This window comes from Rhizobium favelukesii, assembly GCF_000577275.2.
In the GTDB taxonomy this organism is placed as follows: domain Bacteria; phylum Pseudomonadota; class Alphaproteobacteria; order Rhizobiales; family Rhizobiaceae; genus Rhizobium; species Rhizobium favelukesii.
In genome coordinates this window covers 3,703,187-3,725,000 of record NZ_HG916852.1, presented here as the reverse complement: position 1 = coordinate 3,725,000, position 21,814 = coordinate 3,703,187, and the positions used below count along the sequence as shown (strand labels likewise).

At 59.8% G+C, this 21,814-nt stretch carries 13 protein-coding genes, 1 tRNA gene, 2 rRNA genes and 4 pseudogenes (1 of these 20 only partly in view); 12 read left to right on the top strand and 8 right to left on the bottom strand.

Features of this window, described 5'->3' with window-relative positions:
• From LPU83_RS56930 to LPU83_RS56920, 3 genes are all read left to right on the top strand, one after another.
• Positions 1-1,298: ribosomal RNA gene (locus LPU83_RS56930) — 23S ribosomal RNA — on the top strand; it begins 1,604 nt to the left of the window's first position.
• Between the two features lie 182 nt (positions 1,299-1,480).
• Positions 1,481-1,595 (top strand): 5S ribosomal RNA (rrf, locus tag LPU83_RS56925).
• A 135-nt stretch (positions 1,596-1,730) separates the two neighbouring features.
• Positions 1,731-1,807, top strand: a tRNA-Met gene (locus LPU83_RS56920).
• 52 nt (positions 1,808-1,859) lie between these two features.
• Here the strand turns inward: LPU83_RS56920 and LPU83_RS56915 are convergent.
• Both LPU83_RS56915 and LPU83_RS72820 read right to left on the bottom strand, forming a co-directional pair.
• Positions 1,860-3,242 (bottom strand): Fic family protein, encoded by a 1,383-nt coding sequence (locus LPU83_RS56915; RefSeq protein ID WP_024314978.1) that lies wholly within the window; start codon positions 3,240-3,242, stop codon positions 1,860-1,862.
• Between the two features lie 109 nt (positions 3,243-3,351).
• Positions 3,352-3,636: pseudogene (locus tag LPU83_RS72820) on the bottom strand (IS21 family transposase); the annotation flags it as partial.
• 251 nt (positions 3,637-3,887) lie between these two features.
• Between LPU83_RS72820 and LPU83_RS56910 the strand changes: the two are divergent.
• Both LPU83_RS56910 and LPU83_RS56905 read left to right on the top strand, forming a co-directional pair.
• Positions 3,888-4,310 (top strand): potassium channel family protein, encoded by a 423-nt coding sequence (locus LPU83_RS56910; RefSeq protein WP_037070083.1) that lies wholly within the window; start codon positions 3,888-3,890, stop codon positions 4,308-4,310.
• A 120-nt stretch (positions 4,311-4,430) separates the two neighbouring features.
• Complete coding sequence (locus LPU83_RS56905) at positions 4,431-5,516, top strand: AI-2E family transporter (protein WP_037070081.1); 1,086 nt, start codon at positions 4,431-4,433, stop codon at positions 5,514-5,516.
• A 128-nt stretch (positions 5,517-5,644) separates the two neighbouring features.
• On the opposite strand, the gene LPU83_RS56900 is transcribed toward LPU83_RS56905, so the two are convergent.
• The 6 genes and pseudogenes from LPU83_RS56900 to LPU83_RS56880 form a co-directional block, all read right to left on the bottom strand.
• Positions 5,645-6,676 (bottom strand): DUF2955 domain-containing protein, encoded by a 1,032-nt coding sequence (locus tag LPU83_RS56900; RefSeq protein ID WP_024314975.1) that lies wholly within the window; start codon positions 6,674-6,676, stop codon positions 5,645-5,647.
• Positions 6,666-7,766, bottom strand: a complete 1,101-nt coding sequence (locus tag LPU83_RS56895; RefSeq protein ID WP_024314974.1) for an HlyD family secretion protein — start codon at positions 7,764-7,766, stop codon at positions 6,666-6,668. Before LPU83_RS56895 ends, LPU83_RS56900 begins: the two co-directional genes overlap by 11 nt.
• Positions 7,767-8,568: 802 nt before the next feature.
• Positions 8,569-10,515: an adenylate/guanylate cyclase domain-containing protein gene (locus LPU83_RS56890; protein WP_024314973.1), complete on the bottom strand. Its 1,947-nt coding sequence runs from the start codon at positions 10,513-10,515 to the stop codon at positions 8,569-8,571.
• Positions 10,516-10,517: 2 nt separating this feature from the next.
• Positions 10,518-10,655 (bottom strand): annotated as a pseudogene (locus LPU83_RS74275) (VIT1/CCC1 transporter family protein); the annotation flags it as partial.
• Between the two features lie 233 nt (positions 10,656-10,888).
• Positions 10,889-11,352, bottom strand: a pseudogene (locus LPU83_RS56885) (hypothetical protein).
• Positions 11,353-11,453: 101 nt separating this feature from the next.
• A complete protein-coding gene (locus LPU83_RS56880) occupies positions 11,454-13,256 on the bottom strand; it encodes a membrane protein (protein ID WP_024314970.1) in 1,803 nt (600 codons plus the stop codon).
• 253 nt (positions 13,257-13,509) lie between these two features.
• Here LPU83_RS56880 and LPU83_RS56875 point away from each other — a divergent pair, with 253 nt between their 5' ends.
• The 7 genes and pseudogenes from LPU83_RS56875 to LPU83_RS56845 all read left to right on the top strand — a co-directional run bounded on the left by LPU83_RS56875 (position 13,510) and on the right by LPU83_RS56845 (position 21,811).
• Complete coding sequence (locus LPU83_RS56875) at positions 13,510-14,508, top strand: LacI family DNA-binding transcriptional regulator (protein ID WP_024314969.1); 999 nt, start codon at positions 13,510-13,512, stop codon at positions 14,506-14,508.
• Between the two features lie 41 nt (positions 14,509-14,549).
• Positions 14,550-15,842 carry an ABC transporter substrate-binding protein gene (locus LPU83_RS56870; RefSeq protein ID WP_037070079.1) on the top strand — a complete coding sequence of 431 codons (1,293 nt, stop codon included), beginning with the start codon at positions 14,550-14,552 and terminating at the stop codon, positions 15,840-15,842.
• 82 nt (positions 15,843-15,924) lie between these two features.
• Positions 15,925-16,857 (top strand): carbohydrate ABC transporter permease, encoded by a 933-nt coding sequence (locus tag LPU83_RS56865; protein ID WP_024314967.1) that lies wholly within the window; start codon positions 15,925-15,927, stop codon positions 16,855-16,857.
• On the top strand, positions 16,850-17,743 hold the full coding sequence (locus LPU83_RS56860; protein ID WP_024314966.1) for a carbohydrate ABC transporter permease: 894 nt from the start codon (positions 16,850-16,852) through the stop codon (positions 17,741-17,743). The genes LPU83_RS56865 and LPU83_RS56860 overlap by 8 nt, the downstream gene beginning before the upstream one ends.
• Positions 17,744-17,746: 3 nt before the next feature.
• A complete protein-coding gene (locus LPU83_RS56855; RefSeq protein ID WP_024314965.1) occupies positions 17,747-19,459 on the top strand; it encodes a GH32 C-terminal domain-containing protein in 1,713 nt (570 codons plus the stop codon).
• A gap of 13 nt (positions 19,460-19,472) precedes the next feature.
• Positions 19,473-20,498, top strand: a pseudogene (locus LPU83_RS75180) (ABC transporter ATP-binding protein).
• Positions 20,499-20,665: 167 nt separating this feature from the next.
• Positions 20,666-21,811, top strand: coding sequence for an efflux RND transporter periplasmic adaptor subunit (locus LPU83_RS56845; RefSeq protein ID WP_024314962.1), 1,146 nt, complete (start codon positions 20,666-20,668; stop codon positions 21,809-21,811).
• The last annotated feature ends 3 nt before the right edge of the window (positions 21,812-21,814 follow it).

Here is a 21,814-nt window from a genome sequence, read left to right as displayed (position 1 = left end):
GACGCGGTTCCAGGAAATAGCTCCACCGTATAGACCGTACCCGAAACCGACACAGGTGGTCAGGTAGAGTATACCAAGGCGCTTGAGAGAACTATGTTGAAGGAACTCGGCAAATTGCACGCGTAACTTCGGAAGAAGCGTGACCCCATGATACGCAAGTATGGTGGGGTGGCACAGACCAGGGGGTAGCGACTGTTTATCAAAAACACAGGGCTCTGCGAAGTCGCAAGACGACGTATAGGGTCTGACGCCTGCCCGGTGCTGGAAGGTTAAGAGGAGAGGTGCAAGCTTTGAATCGAAGCCCCAGTAAACGGCGGCCGTAACTATAACGGTCCTAAGGTAGCGAAATTCCTTGTCGGGTAAGTTCCGACCTGCACGAATGGCGTAACGACTTCCCCGCTGTCTCCAACATAGACTCAGTGAAATTGAATTCCCCGTGAAGATGCGGGGTTCCTGCGGTCAGACGGAAAGACCCCGTGCACCTTTACTATAGCTTTACACTGGCATTCGTGTCGGCATGTGTAGGATAGGTGGTAGGCTTTGAAGCGGGGACGCCAGTTTCCGTGGAGCCATCCTTGAAATACCACCCTTATCGTCATGGATGTCTAACCGCGGTCCGTTATCCGGATCCGGGACAGTGTATGGTGGGTAGTTTGACTGGGGCGGTCGCCTCCGAAAGAGTAACGGAGGCGCGCGATGGTGGGCTCAGACCGGTCGGAAATCGGTCGTCGAGTGCAATGGCATAAGCCCGCCTGACTGCGAGACTGACAAGTCGAGCAGAGACGAAAGTCGGTCATAGTGATCCGGTGGTCCCGCGTGGAAGGGCCATCGCTCAACGGATAAAAGGTACGCCGGGGATAACAGGCTGATGACCCCCAAGAGTCCATATCGACGGGGTTGTTTGGCACCTCGATGTCGGCTCATCGCATCCTGGGGCTGGAGCAGGTCCCAAGGGTTTGGCTGTTCGCCAATTAAAGCGGTACGTGAGCTGGGTTCAGAACGTCGTGAGACAGTTCGGTCCCTATCTGCCGTGGGTGTAGGAATATTGACAGGATCTGTCCCTAGTACGAGAGGACCGGGATGGACATATCTCTGGTGGACCTGTTGTCCTGCCAAGGGCATAGCAGGGTAGCTACATATGGAATGGATAACCGCTGAAGGCATCTAAGCGGGAAACCAACCTGAAAACGAGTATTCCCTATCAGAGCCGTGGAAGACGACCACGTTGATAGGCCGGGTGTGGAAGCGCAGCAATGTGTGAAGCTTACCGGTACTAATAGCTCGATTGGCTTGATCGTTCTCATTGACCATGCTCATCACAGGGCGAATGCAAAGCATTCGTCCCGACCCCGGCAAGCGCAAGGCGCTTGTCCGCTCAAGGTGATGTTAAGACGTGTTCACCCGGCGAACATCAAATGTTCGCCCGGAAAAAAGAGGTCGCAAGACCTCTGCCAGCTTCTCAATTGTTGCGCTTCGCTGACCTGGTGGTCATGGCGGGGCGGCTGCACCCGTTCCCATTCCGAACACGGCCGTGAAACGCCCCAGCGCCTATGGTACTTCGTCTTAAGACGCGGGAGAGTCGGTCGCTGCCAGGTCTGCTAAACGCAACATACAATCTTCTCATCACAACAAACGGCCCAAGCCGAAAACAAAGGGCCGCCCAAAGCGGTCCTTTCCGCTTTGAACACCATAACGCAGAGCGTATACTTCCGGGGACAACGTCCCCTTGGCGCGGGGTGGAGCAGCCCGGTAGCTCGTCAGGCTCATAACCTGAAGGCCGCAGGTTCAAATCCTGCCCCCGCAACCAAATCTTCCCAACCAACCAAAATAACCAGACCCAGGTATCCCGCGGCTGTCGATCACCTCGCCTCCCAGACTTTGCGCCAGGCTGCGAACTCCGAAGGCCGGATCTGATAGCGCGCGAAATTGCCTTCATGCAGTCCCGTCAACTCGGCTTCGGTAATCTCGACGAAGCGCTCACGGTCAACGGGATCGAGCCTTTCGGCCGCCCAAGCTGCGATGCGCGCGGCGGCCTGCTTGCGTCTGGTGCGCCCACGGATGAGGTCAGCGACGAGTTCGCGCAGTTCGGCGCGATAGCGAAGTCTGAACGGATCGGGCTCGCCCAGCGACTGGCGAATAGCGACGTAACGCGCCGCCGAGCGCTCATAGGCCCATAGAAAAAGGTCTTTGAGGAGATCAATCTGATTCAACTCGTAAACCCCGAGCACTGCCTCTGTATACACCCGTCGCGGCACATCGGCGAAGGAGAGCGGCGAAAGGTTATTCTTGATGAGTGGGATGTTCGCGGCAAGGCGGGACACGCGCTTATTTACATCATCGAAGGGCTGAAGATAGGGCAATTGCACCATGATGAAGAAGGCTTGCTCGAACGGGTCGACGATGGCGTCGGCCGTGGCCAAGATCTGATCGAAGTATTCCTCGATGAGCTGCGGCACTTCCAGAGGATGGAAAGCGGACCGCTCGATCCCGACCGCGATGTAGCGCAACCTTCCAGCGGCTGACGGATCGACAAGCAGGTTATTGGCCAGCAGACCGTGTAGATTGAGGATCGTGTAGCGGTTGAAGCCGATGTCATCGGCTGCACTGACCAGGAACTCAATTGCGTCCTTGTGGTTGAGGATCATCTGCGCTTCGAGATGCGCTCGGCCCACGGCTTCTTCACCGAACTCAATGAGGCGCTTGGTGTCGAGTAGCGAATAGGTATTGCCCTCAAGCCGGCTGGAATTCCAGGCGAGATCGATGAGGAGCCTGCTCAGGATGTGCTTGACGTAGGTTCCCGCCGGCTGCTCTGCAATCTGCGGCCGCCCAACCGACGTCAGATGAAGGCGCTCGGACGCGGTCAAATAGAAGGTGATGTTCGGGCGGTAGCTGTTGAGAAAGTCGCGATTGTAACCGACTGGTCTGCGGGCTTGGGGCGATTGTCGGACATAGTCGCGCATCGATTTTGCGGCATCGGAAAGCGCACTGTCGAGAACCCGATCCTCGCCAGATGATGAAGGGGGCGAAGCGACGTCAGGCAGACGGTATTTTGCCCAACGGCCGTCGCCCTCCATAATCAGGCGATTGTCGGATACCAGTCGCTTCAGGCGATATTGTAGCGTGCGTTGAGGGATAGGCGCTTGTAGGGCGCGGAGAATCTCTGATGCTGGGATGGCGCCTGTATGTTGCCTTACGATCTCCTCGATCGCAGCCAATGCATCGTCCGGGATTTGGTTCGCCACGATTCGTTGTTTTTCCTGCGCCTAGTGGGATATGCGCAAGAATGCCGATGTACGCGCAAATATCAAGTCTATGCGCAATAATTGTTGCGACCGTGTGGCACGGAGTACGCTTGTCGACCTCGACATGATAATCGGGATGGACCTTGGCGATCTTCCATTCAGCATATTCAAAGGTGTTGCAGGCAGCTTGAGCTGGTTGCGTTCAACCTCATCGAACCATGCACGCTGTGATTTCCCATACCGGCGCATCGTTCGGTTGTTGAGGTCCTCGATCAAAGCGCTCATCCGGAAGAAACGGTCGTTTTGAAGTTTGGCCAGGACCCATCTCTCGATTAAAACCGCCTTCGGTCGATGCTTTATCCCGAGGACGTTCGGGCCGTGCTGGAACCACTGTTGCAAGGCCGCCAGCTGCAGGTTCCCGCATGCCGCGGTGGCTCCCAGCGGTGGCCAGCGGCAATCATCTTGTCGGCGGTTGCGTTCTGAGGCAAAATGATCCATCGGAGTTGTGGCCTCCCCTCGGGACTAGGGTGATTTTCCAGTGCGACTGGAGTTGGCGAGGCGGGCTTCATACGATGCAGCGTTGGTGCGGGGTACGGCCAGAGTGGAAACGCCGGGGGCTGTGTTGGTGCTGGGGGACGCGCGAGGATGTTACTTCAGATTGTCACGGGCACTGGCGTGCTGCTTGCCACGATCTTTATTCACGGCATGGCGGTTATGCTGCTGTTCCGGATAGGACGAGGTCCCCTTACCGGCACGCGGAAACTGTCCGGCTACGCCCGATTGGGCATCAGTTACTTTTTTGTCACCGGCTTTGTAATCGCTCACATGATCGAGATCATGTTGTGGGCCACGGTGTATCGGCTAGGAGGACGCCTGTATTTCTCGGCGATTACCTTCGCCACGATCGGCTATGGCGACATCACGCTATCCAACGAATGGCAGCTCGCCAGTGCCATCGAAGGTGTAAACGGAATCCTGCTGTTCGGCTGGACTACGGCATTTCTTTTCAAGGTCTCGGAACTGTGGTCCTCCCGGCGGGATGCGGATCAAAACATCGCACAACCGTGAAACAAGGACTTGCGGTGCGAGACGGGCCCCCGGTGCACGGGACCGACGTACGCAACCATCAGCGCTGTCCCTTGCAGAACGGGGCTTCGCCGACTTCTGATCAAACCAGGAGGTGCTGTTATGCAGGAATTGCGTGTTGAAGGCGGGCGACACCAGCAGCTCATAGAGGCAGCTCTCGCCTTGCTGCTTGTGTCCATGCTGACCGTCGCGAGCTTCTGGGTATTGTTAGCCTTTGTCGGTGTCCTCACCTATGCGGTGATCCTTGCCACCGCCACTGCCGGGCTGTTTGATCGAATAGTCGAGCTGCTGAACGGAAGGCGTCGCCTGGCCGCCGTGTTGTTCGGCGTGGCCGCCGTGACGATCATCATCGTGCCGTTGATCTATCTCTGTTCCGCTGTTGCTGACTATCTGAGTGTCGCCGAGGCGTGGCTAAGCACGGCGGGCACTCGCGGAATCCCCAACCTTCCCGAGTGGATTGCGGGACTTCCGCTGGTCGGAAACAAGGTATCGGCGGCATGGCAGGAACTGCAGCGCGAGGGCCTGGTGTTGATGCAGCGCTACCAAACCCAGCTTGCTGCCGCAGGGCGCTGGCTCATCAATCTGGGTGCGGGTCTTCTGGTGGCCGTCCTTGAAATCTTCGTGGGCGTCATCATAGCCGCGGTACTTCATGCGTCGCGCACCTGGGTGCTGCGGTTTGTCTCCGCCATCATGTTGCGCATAGTTGGACCGAAGGGGCCAGAACTGCTGAATGCCGCGGGAAGGGCCATAAGCGGCGTTGCGATCGGCGTCATTGGAACGGCTCTGCTCGAGGGAGTGCTGGCCTGGATCGGCTTCGCAATCGCCGGCGTTCCAGGAGCCATCGCCTTGGCCGCAGCGACGTTTTTTCTGGCCGTTATCCAGATTGGACCGCTTCTGGTCTGGCTGCCGGTAGCGATCTGGCTGGGTTCCGAGGGGCAGACCGGCTGGGCCATCTTCACCGCTGCATGGGGGATCATTCTACTCATGGGAGCAGACAATATCGTGAAGCCCATGCTGATTGCGCGCAGCGGGCAGTTACCGATGCTCGTGCTTTTCATGGGAGTGATCGGGGGTCTGGCAGCCTGGGGCTTTACCGGCATGTTCATCGGCGCGACGACGCTGGCCGTGCTCTGGACCGTGTTGCAGACTTGGCTCGGCACCAAGGAGGAGCAGGCAGCGGTCACCTGAGTGTGTGCTTCAGCTTGATGCTGCTGTTTGGGTCGCTGTTGCCTGCAGAACCTCTGGGCCGTCCGGAGTCGGTCTGGCGGGTACGGACGGCTCACCCTCAAATGGAACCTTTGAAGAGGCCAGGCGCGTCATTTGGCATGACTTTCTCGTGTTTCCGATTGCGGCCAGAAGATTACCGCCATCAGCACCGTGTAGATCAGCGCCGCGCCGACGTAGACAATGCGGGTCGCGAAGGATTCAGCGGCGCCGCCGGGCACCGGCGACACGCCGAGCCCGAACAGGATCAGGAACGTCGTGAGAGCGCCGGCGTACATCTTGGCATCTTTCAACCGGCCCGCAGCGCGCCCGCCCAGGATCAGCGTCACCACGAGGACGATGAGAAAGATCGACAACAGGCTTGGGCGCAGAGTGAGGATGGTGTAGGCGATGGATGCCAGTATCCCTCCTGACAGGTTGATGATCACAAGCCCGAGTGCCATTCGGCTGCTCGCAGCGGCATCGAACTGGCCGAGCAGCGAGGCGACGGTGATGGGGATGACGAGCGCTGCAGACAGTTGATCGTTGATCAGGCAGACCGCGACCGCCCCCAGCAGTATTGCCGTGTTCGCCAGAGCTCGCAGATAGGAAGGAGGTCTGACTGTTGCCGAAGAAGCCGCCGCGATGCGCGTCGTATGGGGCTCCGGGATCACCGCATGGGCAAGCCACATCAGAAGCGTGCCGCCGAGGATGCCGGTCACAAGGATCGACAGGATTGAATTCGCAAGGTCCTTGTTCAGGATTCCGATCAATGGAACCATAATTGCGACGACCTGCACAAGAAAGATCGCGGGCCCCCCGGTGCCCGCCGCCTGGGCCGCGAAACAGAAGAAGTAGATCAGCGCCAGCAGGATCAGGAACGTCGAAGGGCGATCGCCGAACAGATTCGTCAAGACCATCATGCCGATCCCCGTGAACAGGATCAGCAACGCGGCGCCCAATGTCTTGCCTAGCGGCAGCGGACCGGAGCTACCCAACAGGAACTGCGCGGCAAAAATAGGCACGAGGAACGGCACGATGGCACCGAGCGACACAGCGGAAGTAAATCCCAAGGAGACCGCAAACGCCACCCGCAGTCCCTTTCGACGCTGCTCGGCAGACGGATCGTCGCGGTCATCCCACATAGGTCAGCACCGATATGATGCGGATCCGCAGCCAGCCCCAGGCATTGGTGACCGGATGATCGCCGGTGTAGATGACGACGGTCGCCTGCGAGCCATATCGCACGCCCTTTGGCCGTTCTGCGTCCATGACCAGGCGAACCGGAAAGCGCTGTGCCTCCTGGACCCAGCCGGTGTCGGTCCGGATCGTCGGCAGGCCGGTGTTCGGGTCAGTTCCGCCGCCGCCCTGCTGAGACACGCCGAGGCCGATGCTTTCGACCTTGGCAGGAAAGAGCCTTCCAGGGAGCGCATCGAAGAGCAGCTCGGCCCGATTGCCGACGGCGACATTCTCCAGGCTGTTCTCCTTGAAGGCGGCGGCAATCCAGATCGTCCCGACATCGATAAATGTCATGGCCGGCTGGCCGACGCTCACGACCTTGCCGATGGAAAGCTGCAGGTTGGTGACGACGCCGGCCGATGGCGCGTGAATGGTCGTTCGAACCAAGTCCAGCTGGGCAGCCTCCAGCGCCGCAAGCGCTTCCCGGAGCTGTGGGTTGTCGTTGCCTGTCGGGCCGAGCTCTTCCTTGGCCTTGGCGAGATCGGCCTCCGCACCGGTCACCGCGGCCTCCGCCTGCTCGTAAGCGGATTTTGCCGTGTCATATCTTGCCTTGGAGAACACGCCCCGCTTGACCAGTTCAGTAGCCCGCGCGTACTGGTCACGCAGGTTGTCCCGATCCGCCTCCATTTCCACCAGCTTGGCCTGGGCGGCGTCCACCGTCGCAGTGGAAGCGCCGAGGGTCTGACCCACAAGCGCCAGATTGGCCTCCGCTTGGGCGACAGCAATTTGATAGGTGCTGGGATCGATGCGGAAAAGCACCTGATCGGCTTCGGCCAGCGAGTTGTCGTCGACATTGACCTCTATGACACGGCCCGTCACCTCAGGCGCTATCCCCACGACATAGGCCTGAACCTGCGCCTGCGACGTGGAGGGTGTACGCCGCTCCATGAAGACGGACAGCACAAACAGGACGAGCGCCAAGAGCACTATGATAAGCGCCGTTCGGCGCAACGGATTGCGGCCGGCGACGACAGCTGCAGGCTGGGTTGAATCCACGGCTCTTCCCCCCGGAAAGACGCTATTCATCGACTCCACGGCCTGCAGTGGCATACCGGAAGCCGAACTGGACCAAGCCCGATATTACACCTTACCGGCAGAGATGTCGTCCGAATAGACGATGCGGGTGCTGCGGCATTCTGAATCCCTGAATGCGTGAACCAGAGCATCGCCCCGGCACTATGGCAGGGGCATCTTAACGGCACCGCCGGCGCCGCGAAAGAGCTGCTTCGTCTCGCTGCCAAGCGTCTATCGCAAGTGCCTAGTCCTCGCCACGAACAGACAGGATGCAAGGCAAGCGCTCAACGACTATTGCAGGCGCTGGGGGCATCGCGTGGCGGTTCGCCAATGCCAAGGCGCGCGGGGAGTTCGGCGCGGACGCCGAGGGCCACGGCTCGACAAGCGGTTCCAGATTTTGCAAGCCTCTGTGCAATCAAGCCCCCGCAACCAAATCTTCCCAAGTAACCAAAATAACCAGACCCAGATGTGCTGGCGATCCTAGCGCATCCGTCGTGCGGACCATAGCTGAGGGGTGAGGAGGAAAAGGGCATTGATCCAGTGAACCAATGACCCGACGAACCGTTCAAATTCGGCCCCCGAAACGAACAAACAGCCCGCACAAGCCGGGCTTCTTAGGCACAACAGCACTCAGCGACCGATCGGGCACCATCGCGGCGACGTCCTCGCCATCGAGGCTTTTCCATAAAGCCGCGCATGTCGTCGTGTTCCCGAAGAAGTCGAAGCGGATTCCAGGATTTTCCGGTGCCTCCGACACAGGGCTTCGACGGGCAATAGAGGCATGTCACCCCCGAAGCTCGTAAAGCTCCGTCTGCCCTGTTCGACCTCTGACGCTGACCGTTCCGATGGAGATGAAATTGAAGCTCTCTTCAACCGCGTCGCGGATCGCGCTGCTCACCAGGATCGAAGTTCCATAGTCACGGTTCAGGCCCTCTAGCCGCGAGGCGATGTTTACCGTGTCTCCGATGGCGGTATATTGGCGGCGGCTCTCGGCGCCGACGCTCCCCACAACGGCCGGGCCGGTGTGAAGGCCGAAGCGGGTGATGAGTTCGGGGCGACCGGCGGCATTATTAGCCGCGTTCATCGCATCGACGGCCGCCTTCACCGACAAGGCACAGCGGCAGGCGTTTTCGACATGTCGCTCGTCGTGAACGGGTGCGTTCCACATCGCAAAAATGGAGTCTCCGATGTATTGGACGATGGTGCCGCCGTGGCGCTCGACGATCATGTTGAGGGTTTCGAAATAGGTGGAGAGCAGGGCGACGACCTCTTCGGGGGAATGCCGCTCGGAAATGGTCGTGAACTCGCGGATGTCGGTGAAGAGAACGGTGATCTCCTGCCTGGAGGCAGAGCCTATGGCGGACTGGCCGGCGATGACGATCCGGCGCACGAGTTCGCGCGGCACGTAGAGCGAGAACGTCCGGATGGCATCGCGGGCCGAGCCCAGCGCCTTCGCGAGCGCGTTGACCTCGGATATCCAGGAGCGTGAGACGCGGCTCTGCTTGAATTCCAGATTGCCCAATTGCCTTGCCTCGTCGGCCAATGCATAGAGCGACCGGCTGATCAATCGGGAGATGATGATCGCGGCAATCGCGCCTGCTGCCAGGAAGGCAGCGGCGGCGGCAAGGTTGCGCCTCAGCGTGCGCTCGACAGGCCCGATGAGCTCGTCGAGTGGTGCGGCGATGATGACCGTATATTCTTTCAGCAAACCGGCTATTTCCGCATGGAAGGTTTGAGCGAGGTACTCGCGGCCATTCACCGCAAAGTGGACGACCTCGCCATCCGGCACGCGACTGTCTTGTGCCAAGTTCGTGACCGCTGGAATGGCGGAATCTGCGTCTACCGCGTCTGCGGCCGACAGCACCATCCCACGGCGGATGCGATCGCGCAGTTTCGTCATGACTGCCGGGTCGGAGTGTACGATCAGGCGGCCTGTGTTGTCGAACACATAGCCATGCGCCTGTTTCGAGACCGTGCCGATATCGACAACCTCCCCCAGGCTCACAAGCATCACATCGACGCCGATCACGACTCGATCCTGCCCGACGGCGGGCGTAGCGAACGTCAGGGTGAGGTAGTTGGTCGCGGCTGAGATGTAGGGGCCGACCGAGGTCGTCCGTCCCTCGGAGAGCGCAGCCTTGTACCAAGGCCGAAAGCGTGGATCGAAGACATCGTCGCGGTCGGCACGCCGAGCGAGAGGGCGAGCGTCCTTATCGAAGAAGGTCCACGTCGTCACTGGAATGCCGATGACCTTGGTGATCGTGCGAACGGCGAATGCGGCTCCGGAAGGGGCGTTCAAGGTGTCGCGCCAGGCGGGATTTGTGCCAATGCTGATGGCTTGTACATAGGTCCCATCGGCATAACCGGCATAGATTCCGTCGATGCGGAAAGACGACTTCAGTAGCCGCAGCAGGAGATTGTGCTTCGCCAGCAGGTCCTGGGGAGGCGGCGTAAGCATTTGCGGGACCGCAGAGGTCGTCTCGATCGCGGCGTAGGCGCGGCTGAAGACATTGCGGTAGTCCTCGATGCTGCGCAGGCCGAGCTGCCGCATCTGGGCTTCGCCGGCAGAAAGGGCAGTCACCTTGCCTTGGGTATATGCCATCCACACGAGCGGCAGCGCCGTGCAGGCCAATAGCCCGACAATGATGACGCTAAGATGCAGTCGCAGGGGAAATCCCCAGTCCGATGGCGTCGTGGTTTCCGTCGCGGACGATGGCGGGCGATGTTCCATACCTAACCCCCAAGAGCGATTGCAATGCCGACCAGCACAAGGCCGAGGCAAGTCATTGTTATACCTGCATTGAGCGGTTTCGCGTCGGAAAAGCGCGCCCAGGCACAGCCCGTCACGAACAGGAGGCCAATCAGCAGAAGAAGGAATTTAAGCCGGACGATAACTGGACGATCGTGCGCGACTAGCCCAAGCCATTCGCAGAACACGCGGATGCGTCGCGGGAACGCTTGGCCTTTAGAGACTCGAGCATCGTTGTTCGTCAGCGACTTTTCCTGCCGACAGGCCGCAGGAGCTTGTTTGCCCGTGCGGACGCGTCGCGCAATCCTGCCGGGCGTACTGGGTGTCTATCCGATCAGGCGCCTTCGCGTCCGATCTATTCGACGGGCGGCTCCCAGGTCAAGAAGAAGCCGACGTCGCCGGGGATGCCGCCCGGGAAATTGATAATCGCCGCTCTCAGGCCGTAACCCTGGGGCTTCGCGACCGTTTCAAATAGATCGTAGTGTTCCTTTGCCTTGCCCTGTAGGCTATTTTGCTAGCCGGGCAGGTTGTTGTTGATGCCGCGACCGCTGTCCGAGCAGAGGTTGGACGGGAAGCTGTAGACCATCGCTTCGTATTTCCCGTCCGCAGCCGCCTTCGTCACAACGCGTTTGATGACTGTGCGTTCTGTCTCACCGATATGCTTCTGGAAAAATCCTCGACGAACTCTGCATGTTTCGTCGCCTCGCGGGCCTTTATCTTTTCGTCGCGTCCCATCTCCGCGAGCTGAAGTTCAAGTGCACGCTTGCGCAGATCTTCGGCACTGGTCATCGACTGAGGGGTCGTCTCGCTTGCAGTCATCGCCATGTCCTCCAAAGTTTTCCAAAGGATGAGGTGCGTACGGGCGTTAAGGCAGTAAATACGCGTCGGATGGGGTAGCATACGGTATGCTACGTCGCGAACTACCGGCTGCCGATCATGCCATCGTCAGGAGGGATCGCGACGCCGGAGGCCCGCAAGCCGTCAAGGAAGTGCTTCTGGTCTTGCGGACGATGGAGACGTAGCGCCACTTCCTTGCGGATGTTTTCCATAAGCACCGGGGCATTCATCCGGAGCCAGTCCTGCTCGCTGCGCGCTTCATCAAGCTTGCCTGACGCGCCGAGGATGGCCAGCAGAACGAGATGGTGCATGGGATTGTTTTTCAAATCGGCCATGCGGGCCCAAAGCTCAGCTGCCTGATTGTCTCCCCTCATATAGGCACATAACGCCATACCGCCCTCGTAGTATCCTCTAGGGCCGGGATTTCTGCTGATCGCGCCGGAGATCAATTCGCAGCCGGTGTCCCACTTTCCGGACATCGCGAGACGGAAGCCATATTCGCCCGCAACCTCCGTATCATTGGGATTGATTGCGTAGGCGGCAGCTCCCGCTCGCAGTGCAGCGTCCAAGTCGTTGTTGAAGAAGCTGGCGAGCATCAGCGCCTGCAATGCGCGTGCGTTCCGGGGGTCAAGATCCACCGCGCGTTTGGCTGCGTCCGCCGCGAGCTCCAGTGGCCGTGGCGACGACTGGGCTCTGGGCTGGTATTGGAACCTCACCTCGTCGAGATAGATCAGCGATAGCAAAGCCCAATACGTAGAATTAGTTGGAAGCCGTCTGATTGCCTCCTTCAGACAATCTCTTACCGCCGCATGCATCCGCGGATCGAGCTCGGCTCGATATGCATAGTACGACAGCGCACATGAATAAGCTTCCCAATCGCCGCTGTCCGGCTTGACGACCTTGCTGGCATAAGGCTGAAAGGTGATACCGTATGGTTGGGCAATGGTCGTGGCAATGCGTTGCGCAACGTCGGTCTCCACCTCAAGCAGGTTACGCTCGCGCAGGTCCGCATCATAATCGTCTGCCCAGATGACGGCACCGTCCGCGTGGCGGATCAACCGCGCGATCAGCCGCATTTTATCCGCTTCGAGCCGAACGCTTCCCTGCAGTGCAAACCATGGCCCTTCCGCCTGGGATCCCTGCCGTGTTCGGGGGGCAATCACGACGATCTCCCTGAACTTCGTGAGTTGCCCGACAACGTCAGTCAGCCCTTGTGCGATGTCTGCCGAGGCAGCGTTGCCAGGAACGTTCTGGAACGGCTCGACGATGATCCTGGGCTGAGCGCCGTCGCTTGAAAAAGCAGATGAGGACAGGGGCGGTGGAGCGGCAATGGAAAGCCGCGGCGCCTCAAGGAAGTCTATGATCCCAACAATTGCCGCAGACACGGCTATGGCATACCAGATCCAGCGTCGGTAGCGTGTAGGAGGGGATCGCATAGGTGCCGGCGCCGGTTCTGGCGGATCCCGTTCAGGAGGCGTGCTCGGGGCCGATACCACTTGAGCGGTGGGGTCGCAGGCACCTTCGGCATAGCCGAAGGATGGCACATACCCGCCTTTTGGTATCGTAACAACGATGCTGTCGGCGTGGCCGGCAACCAAGTAGTAGCGTTCGAGCGCCCAGCGGATCCGGCCTGCCTCGATCCGCACAACCGGATCGTTTTGGGCGTCGAAGGACGTGTCTCTCGCGAATACCTCTTGCGCAATCGTGTAGGCCTTCAGGTAGTCTGCACGGCCCGAAAGGGTCCCCTCCACAATGAATTCGAGAAATCGCCGGCCCCGGTCGGGTGCGTGAAACTCGCCACTGGAGAGGATGCGCTCGATTTGATCACGTATTTCATTGACTGTGGGATTGGCAGCCCCATCCCTGCTCGCTCGGGAACTTTGCATTGCAGGCGTCCTCAGACTGTTCCTGTCGCTCAGTTTTATCCGCGGTTTCAGTATATACTAGATCTGCTAATTCAGGGGGTTGCAGAATAGTTGTTTGATCTCCCGTAAGGGGCGATTCTGCATTTGCGGCGCAAGGCCTCTCATATGGAAACAGACGAGCTTGACCAGATTGCACAAGTCGAAATCTCCTTCGCGCTTGACAAAGCACATCGCGTTATCTTATTGGGTAAACGATAACCCAAGGGAGGAAGACTTGGCGGCGTCGCTTTCAGATATAGCGGAGCGGGCGGGGGTCTCGATCAAGACCGTCTCCGGCGCGCTGCATGGCGGATCCGCCCGTATGTCGGAAGAGACGCGCTCGAGGATCAAGCAGATTGCCGAGGAACTCGGCTACGTCACCAACCTCGCTGCCAGAGGCGTGCGGCAGGGTTGGTTGCCGCTGATCGGCGTCGTAGCCGACGAGCTTATCACCTCACCCTTTGCGACGGAGATCATCCGCGGCCTCGATGGTGCCGCACGGACGGCGGAGATGGCCGTCTTTGCGATGAACCTCAACGGCACCCGCGACGTCGCGTCGGTTCTGGAGGAGGTGCGCCGCTTTCGTCCTCGCGCCATCGCCTATGCGGCGATGTACCACAAGACCGTCGCCTTGCCTGAAGCGTTGGTCGGAAATGTCGGCATCATGATCAACTGCAGCGAAGCCAACGGTCGGGTAACCTCGCTGGTGCCTGACGAAGAGAGTGCTGCCTTCGAGATCACTCGTCACCTGCTCGCCGCCGGGCGTCGCCGCATTGCCTTCATCAATCTTCCGGGCCTTCTCGCCGGGGAATTGCGTGAGCGCGGCTTTCGAAAGGCGCTCCATGAAGCAGGCTTTGCGCCGACCGGCGTTGTGCCTGCTGTCCGCCGTCCGATCTACAGTGACCGAGCGCCCAGTCTGGTCGGAACGCATATCGACGGCCTCATGAACGCGAGCGAGCGTCCCGATGCCATTCTCTGTGGCAACGATCGTGTCGCCATGGAGGTGTATTCGGCGCTAAGGCGCGTGGGAGCGCGCATTCCCGACGACGTCGCGGTCGGCAGTTTCGACAATCAGGTCGAGATCGCCACAAGGCTCGATCCACCGCTGACAACGATGGCTCTGCCGCATCGCGCCATGGGCCGGCTTGCCGCAGAGATACTGCTGGGCGAGGAGACGGTTCCTCCGCAAACGCGAAGGCTTCCATTCCAGCTCATCTCTCGGTCTTCCATCTGAAAATCAACAGCAGCATGACGATCCAAAGGAGGAGAAATAAAATGGGTAAACGTTTACTTTCGGCGCTTCTGATCTCGACGTCCCTTGCCGTAACCGCCGGCCTGGCGCAGGCTAAGACGGTCATTCACATGATGCATCAGGGTGATCCGGGTTGGGTCAAGACCTACGGCGACGTTGCCAAGCGCTTCGAAGAAGCCAATCCCGATGTTGACGTCGAACTCATCTATGCGCCGCATGATGCCTACAACGAAAAGTTCAGCGCGGCCGTGATGGCCAAGCAGTTGCCCGACATCATGGAACTCGATGCACCGTTTCTCGCCAACTACGTTTGGTCGGGATACCTGCAGCCGATCAAGCCATTGATCGAGAAGGATGTCATCGACGACATGACGCCTTCGAATGTTGCACAGGGTACCTATCCGATCGACAATGACCTCTATGCTGTCGGTCTCACCGACTCCTCGGTCGTGCTCTACGGCAACAAAAAATACCTGGAGGCGATCGGCGCACGCATTCCGAAATCCGTCGACGACGCCTGGACGCGCGAGGAATTCGAAGGCTACCTGGAAAAGCTCTCCAAGCTCGACGGTGTCAAATCGCCCATCGATACGTTCCGCGGCTATGGCATCAAGACGGAGTGGATCACCTACGCTTACGGACCACTTCTCGCGTCTGCCGGCTGTGACCTGATCGACCGGACATCGTGGAAGGCAACGGGAACGCTGGACGGCGAGGCCTGTGTCAATGCGCTGACGATGATGCAAACGTGGGTGAAGAACGGTTGGGTCGTTCCGGGCTCTTCGGGCACAAACCAGTTCTATGCCGACGGCAAGCCGGCTGCATTGGCACTCGGCGGCCATTGGTTCTATGCGGAGGCAGCCGCGGCGATGAAGGACGATATCGTCGTTATGCCGCTGCCGAAGCTCGGCACCAAAGGTGTCAGCCCTAACGGGACCTGGATCTGGGGTATCACGAAGTCGTCCGAGCATCCCGACGTTGCCGGCAAATTCCTGAGCTTCCTTCTGAAGGACAAGGCGTACCGCGAGTTCGCCAAGGAGAATTCCGGCTTCCCCGGACTGAAGAGCTTTGCCGCCGATTCGCCGGTCTATGCTGCGGGTGGCCCGATGGCCGTTGCCTTCGAACAGGCGTCGAAGACGGCCGTCGCTCGCCCGCCGCATCCGGCCTATCCGACGATTACCTCGGCCTTCATGCAGGCCGTCGACAAGATCTTTAATGGTGGTGACGCCAAGGAAGCGTTGTCGGAAGCCGCAAAGAAGATCGATGAGGACATCGAGGATAACGCCGGCTACCCGCCGTTTGATGCGCAGCAGTGAGACTTTTGCCGCCAGGCCGTGCCGGTAAGGCAGCCTGGCGGCAACCCCGTTGGATGCCCCCAATCTTCAGGAGGAGGAGATCATGACTTTGCAACAATCGCCCGCTGCCGGGCGACTGCGCTCGGCCAGCCGACGCGATCGGCGTCGGCTGGCGCAGGAGGCCCTGATGATCGCCCCCGCCGTCCTACTTCTCGCCTTCTTCCTGATCGCGCCGTTCCTTCTGTCATTCTGGACGTCCATGACGAACCAGCCGCTGGTGCCGCGGCCGACGCCGGTGCGCTTCGTCGGGTTGTTGAACTTCCAGCGCATCTTCAACGATCCGCTGTTCTGGACGGCCTTGTGGAACGTGTCGCGCTTTACATTCTGGGTTCTGCCGGTTCAGTGCGGCCTCGCATTTGCGACGGCGCTGCTGCTGCACCAGAAGATACCCGGTCGCAATCTCCTGCGCGGCATGTTCTTCCTGCCTGCGATCACCTCCATGGTTGTCGTCTGCGTCATCTGGGGCACTTTGTTCCAATATCCCAGCGGGCCGTTCAACCAGATCGTCGGCTTCCTGTCCGGCGGCCGGATCCAGCCGATCGACTGGCTGGGCGATCCCAACTGGGCGATGTTCTCGATCGTGCTGCTTTCCGCGTGGCAGGCCTATGGCTTCCAGATGATCGTCTACCTCGCCGGTCTCCAGGGGATCCCGGACGAACTCTATGACGCTGCCAAGATCGATGGCGCCAACGCACTGCGCCGCTTCTGGCATGTCACGATGCCCGGTCTGCGGCCTACTCACGTCTTCGTGCTTGTCATTACGACCATCCAGGCGTTCAAGCTCTATACGCAGGTCGCCATCCTCACCCAGGGTGGACCAAAAGGAAGCACCGAAACCGTCGTGCACTACATGGTGCGGGCCGGATTCGAGGAGCAGAAGCTCGGCTATGCTTCCGCCGTCTCCGTCATCCTGTTCGTCATCGTACTCGTAATCGCGCTGATCCAGCGCAAACTCTTGAGGCGCTTTGATGTCTGATCTCGTCATGAGCCAAGCGACGCCCGTCGTGAAGCCCTGGGCTTCCAGCAAGGCGTCATTCCACCTCGTCCAGGCCGTCTGCATCTTTATCATTGCCCTGGTGGTGATCTCACCGCTGTTCATGCTCCTCATCGCGAGCCTGAAAGACGATCGTTTCCAGATTCTGGCGGATATGGGCAGCTTCCGCGCCTTCTGGGTGTCTGATCCGACGCTCGCCAACTTCAAGGAAGTCGCGCACTTCTCAGGCGAACTGGCATTCGGCCGCTACCTTCTCAACTCGCTGCTGATCCTGGCGGTCACAGTCGGCGGCGGCCTCGTCGTCAATTCCATGGCCGGCTTCGTGCTGGCCTGGGGCTCGCTGCGCGGCAAAGCCGTCTTGCTTGCGCTGGTCGTCGCTCTCTACGTAATTCCGCAGGAAAGCATCATCATGCCGCTGGTGGTGATGGTGTCGCGCGCCGGCATGACCGACACCTTCGCCGTGCAGATTCTTCCCTGGGTCGCGAGCCCCCTCTACATCTTTCTGTTCTACCAGTTCTTCGCACAGCTTCCCAAGGAGCTCTACGAGGCGGCGGAGATCGATGGGGCTTCAGTCTTCCGTATCTATCGCTCGATCTATATGCCGCTCAGCCTGCCTGCGCTTGCCACCGTCTCGATCCTCATGGGGATCGAAAGCTGGAACCAGTATCTCTGGCCGACCCTCGTGACGCAGACAGACTATGCGCGTCCGATCTCCGTCGCCATCGCCACCTTCTTTGGCCAGGACAGCATCTATTGGGACCGCGCCATGGCCGCCTCCGTCCTGATGATGATCCCCATTCTCGCTCTCTACCTCGCTTTCCAGCGCTGGTTTGTGAGCTCGTTCGTCGGCTCTGCCGTGAAAGGTTGATTGATGACAATTCAAAGAGGACGTTTCTCGGGGTCTCGGGAGAACGTGAGTGCCGATCTTCAAGCCGGGGACGTGATCCACGTTTGGCTGAAGGCGCGGATCACGGGCGTTACGGCTACTGTCGCCGTGACCGTCGCGGGTGTCGAGATCGCCGCGGCGGTTTCCACCAAGACCGAAGAGTTCGAATTCCACCACGTTGTTCTGTCGGCAGGTGGAGAATGCGTGCTGAGCTATGAGCCATCGGCCACGGCCGTCTCGGTGATCTACAGCTTCGATCCGGTAAGCGTGCTTGAGGAGGGCATTCGCGTGCTTCACTACGCGGCAGCAAATGCGCCGCCGCAACTCCATTCGGGGTATCATTTCCGCCCGCCCTTCGGCTGGATGAACGACCCCAATGGTTTCGGCCGATTCGAGGGGAAAGCGCACCTTTTCTACCAGCATTACCCGCATAGCCTGCGCTGGAACACGATGCATTGGGGGCATGCGGTCTCGCATGACTACCTTCACTGGACGCATCTTCCGGTCTTCCTGTTTCCTGGAGCCGAACTCTCGATGCGTGACGACGGCCGCGGAGGGGCTTTTTCCGGGTCGGCCATCCCGGTTGCGACAGAGGACGGCGAGCAGATCCGCATCTTCTTCACCGAGCAGGTGCGGGATCGGAAGCCGGAGGAGCAGATACAGCTTTCTGCGATCTGCGCAGACGGGATTTTTGTTGGCAACCCCTCCGTTGTTCTGCCGGTGCGACCGGAAGGACTGGGGCTCACTCCGGATTTCCGCGATCCCTATGTATTCAAGGGGCCGGATGGCCTCTGGAAGATGTTGCTCGGCAGCCGCGACAAATCCGGCGGCGTGATCCTCCTTTATGAGACGTGTGATCGCGATGCAGCGGGCAGCTGGAACCTTGTCGGCGTCCTGCATCGCGAGGATCGCTTTGGCATGACGGCCGCAGAATGCCCCTGCATGATCCCTCTGGGCGATGTCGCAAGCGACGAGACGCGCTGGGCTCTCATTTTCGGCCTCCTGACCAGCCGCGATCCAGCGACCGGACGCCGCAACATGTCGTCCGTCACCGTTGGTCGGTTCGATGGTCGCCATTTCCAACCGGAGTTCGAGCAGGAACTCGACTTCGGATCTGACGCCTATGCCTTTCAGGCCTTCGTCGATCATGACGGACCTGTCGGTCTGGCTTGGCTGGCGAATTGGACGGACGTTTCAAAGAGCGTCGATTTTCCAACGGCCATGACACTGCCGCGGCGCATTCTTCTCGATGGAAGCGCGGTTCTGACGCCGCCCCTCGAGGCAGTCGAGGGCCTGCGCCACAAGCTTCTCGATGACGACGGGTTGCGGACCGGCAAGAGCGTCGAGTTGGTCGATGGGGCGGTCGAGATTCAGCTTGACCTCAAGCAAGCCGGAGCATCCTTCGAACTCAGTTTCTACCATCCCGAGATCAGTCTTGGTGTCCGGCAGGACGAAGATGGGCTGGCGGTCCTTTTCGACACCGGAACGGGAAAGCCGTCGCCGCGCTACCTGGCTGCCGGCGCCAAGCCTGAGCAGGTTCGCATCTTTCTCGACGCGGGCTCGATTGAAGTGTTCGCGGACAACGGCCGCTGGTGCGGCACGAAGCGCATCCCAGGCTTTGCCGCTATCCGATCGGCAACACTTAACGCATCCGAAGGCAGCGTCGCGGCTGCTCGCGTCTGGCAACTCAAGCTCTGATCGAAGAGAAGACATGGCATCCGTCGCGATTGAACAGGCTTCGCAAGCAATAGGGCGCCGTGCCGGTTTCCACGGCGTCTCCGTGGATATAGAGGACGGCGAGTTCGTCACATTGGTCGGGCCGTCCGGCTGTGGTAAGTCGGCCTTGCTGCGCATGCTCGCCGGACTGGAGGATATCAGTGGCGGAGAAAGGGGACGTGTCGTCACCTCCAAGGAGTGCGATATCGCGATGGGTTTCCAGAGCTACGCGCTCTACCCTGACGGTTGCCGAATACAGGGGCTTTGCTTTGAAGCTGCAGGGGCAGGACAAGGTGGCGAGCGGCAGGCGCGTCCAAGAGGCTGCGGACATTCTGGCGCTGCAGCCCCTGCTTGATCGCCTGCCGAAACTGCTCTCCGGGGGCAACGGCAACGCGTGGCGATGGGGCGCGCAATCGTGCGCCACCAAAAGGTCTTCCTGCTCGACGAGCCGCTTTCGAACCTGGACGCCAAGTTGCGGGTGACGATGCGTGCAGAGATCAAAGACCTGCACCAGCGACTGAAAACGACAACCGTCTATGTGACCCAGGATCAGCTCGAAGCGATGACGATGGCTGACAAGATTGTCGTCATGCATGCTGGGCAGATCGAGCAGATCGGCCGACCGCTTGAACTCTACGATCGGCCAATCAATACCTTCGTCGTGAGATTCGTCGTGAGATTCGTCGGCTCGCCGGCATGAACCTCTTTGAAGGGCTCCGGGATGGGCGGTTTCATCTGGACCAGGGCGTCATTGCCACTGCCGCGATGCGAGACGCCGGTCGATGTCCATACCTACGGCATCCGTCCGGAGCACTGACGATTTCAGAGGCGGCATTCCTGCGACGGTTCTGGTAGTGGAGCCGACGGGCGCCGAGATGCATGCCCTCATGTCGATCGGATCACAGACCGCAGCGATGGTGCTGCATGATCGGGTCACCCTGCTCCGGGTGAGGCGATAAAAGTCGTTCCTGACTTATCCAAGACGCATCTTTTCTCGTCCGAGGGAATGCGGCTGAACTGACGGATAGCAGGCATAGCAAACCGACGCACACCGGGGTATCATGCGCATGTTATTGAGAATGCCGCAGAAATTCTACCAGGTGTAGAATTTCTGCGCCTCCGCTGATTGACAGTTGTCGGTCGTGCGACAAGTTAAGCTGGTCGTTAGACGCAGTTTGAGGGGGCTCAATGAAACGTTGCGGCAGTCAATTCTCCGCCGTGCTTGCGACTGCTGTTTTCACTCTCGCGACGAGCGTGGACGCACTCGGCCAGGAAGGTGCCAAGCCGGCCGCGCCTTTGCCGGCGGTGACCGTTGCGCGGGCGCTCACCAAGGACATTCGACCGTCTATTTCGTTCAGCGCCCGCGTGGAAGCCATCGACAAGGTCGAGCTACGAGCCCGAGTCGACGGCTTCCTCGAGAAGCGTCTCTTTACGGAGGGTCAAGACGTCAAGGCCGGGGACCTGCTCTTCGTCATGGAGAAAGGCCAGTATGAGGCCGCCGTTGGCCAGGCAAAAGGAGCAATCGAGTCGGCGGAATCAGCGTTGGCGCTGACCAACATCGAGGTTGATCGACAGACAGCGCTTGTTGCGAAGAGTGCGGCACCCAAGTCGCAGTTGGATCTGGCGACGGCAAAGCAGCGGGAAGCGACGGGGAGCCTTGTCCAGCTGAACGCTTCGCTCGACAAGGCAAATCTGGACCTCAGCTATACCGATATTCGCGCGCCAATCACCGGACGGATCGGTCGCTCGCAGTATTCCGTCGGAAATTTTGTCGGCCCATCCAGCGGCGTCCTTGCGACAATCGTCAGCCAGGATCCGATCTACGTCACCTTTTCAGTTTCGCAGCGCGAGATCCTGGAGGTGCGCGAAAAATTGGGCACCTCGGGCAAGTTGGGCGAGCAGGTGAGCGCTGCCAACGTGCATGTGCAGCTTGCCAACGGCAAGCAGTATGACCAACCCGGCAAGGTCAATTTTGTCGATGTGACGGTGAATCAGGGAACCGACACGGTGCCGGTGCGGGCAACCTTTCCCAATCCCGACCGCATTCTGATAGACGGGCAGTTGGTGAATGTGACAGTTGAGGGGGGCAGCCCACAGAACATGCTGGTCATCCCGCAAGCGGCGGTGCAGCTCGACCAGTCGGGCCCCTATGTACTCGTCGTCAACAGCGACAAGAAGGTTGAGACGCGCCGGATCGAAGCAGGCCCACCCGAAGGGAGCGAGCTCCCGGTCTTGAAGGGCCTGACGGCGGAAGACCTCGTCATTACTGAAGGAATTCAGAAGGTTCGTGCGGGCCAGCTTGTGGCACCAGTCGAAACAAAGTCGGGGTCGTAAGCC

Coding starts and splice junctions, on each gene's coding strand:
- LPU83_RS56910 (WP_037070083.1), top strand. CDS start 3,888: ATGTTACTTCAGATTGTCACGGGCACTGGCGTGCTGCTTGCCACGATC.
- LPU83_RS56905 (WP_037070081.1), top strand. CDS start 4,431: ATGCAGGAATTGCGTGTTGAAGGCGGGCGACACCAGCAGCTCATAGAG.
- LPU83_RS56900 (WP_024314975.1), bottom strand. CDS start 6,676: ATGTGGGATGACCGCGACGATCCGTCTGCCGAGCAGCGTCGAAAGGGA.
- LPU83_RS56890 (WP_024314973.1), bottom strand. CDS start 10,515: ATGGAACATCGCCCGCCATCGTCCGCGACGGAAACCACGACGCCATCG.
- LPU83_RS56880 (WP_024314970.1), bottom strand. CDS start 13,256: ATGCAAAGTTCCCGAGCGAGCAGGGATGGGGCTGCCAATCCCACAGTC.
- LPU83_RS56870 (WP_037070079.1), top strand. CDS start 14,550: ATGGGTAAACGTTTACTTTCGGCGCTTCTGATCTCGACGTCCCTTGCC.
- LPU83_RS56865 (WP_024314967.1), top strand. CDS start 15,925: ATGACTTTGCAACAATCGCCCGCTGCCGGGCGACTGCGCTCGGCCAGC.
- LPU83_RS56860 (WP_024314966.1), top strand. CDS start 16,850: ATGTCTGATCTCGTCATGAGCCAAGCGACGCCCGTCGTGAAGCCCTGG.
- LPU83_RS56855 (WP_024314965.1), top strand. CDS start 17,747: ATGACAATTCAAAGAGGACGTTTCTCGGGGTCTCGGGAGAACGTGAGT.
- LPU83_RS56845 (WP_024314962.1), top strand. CDS start 20,666: ATGAAACGTTGCGGCAGTCAATTCTCCGCCGTGCTTGCGACTGCTGTT.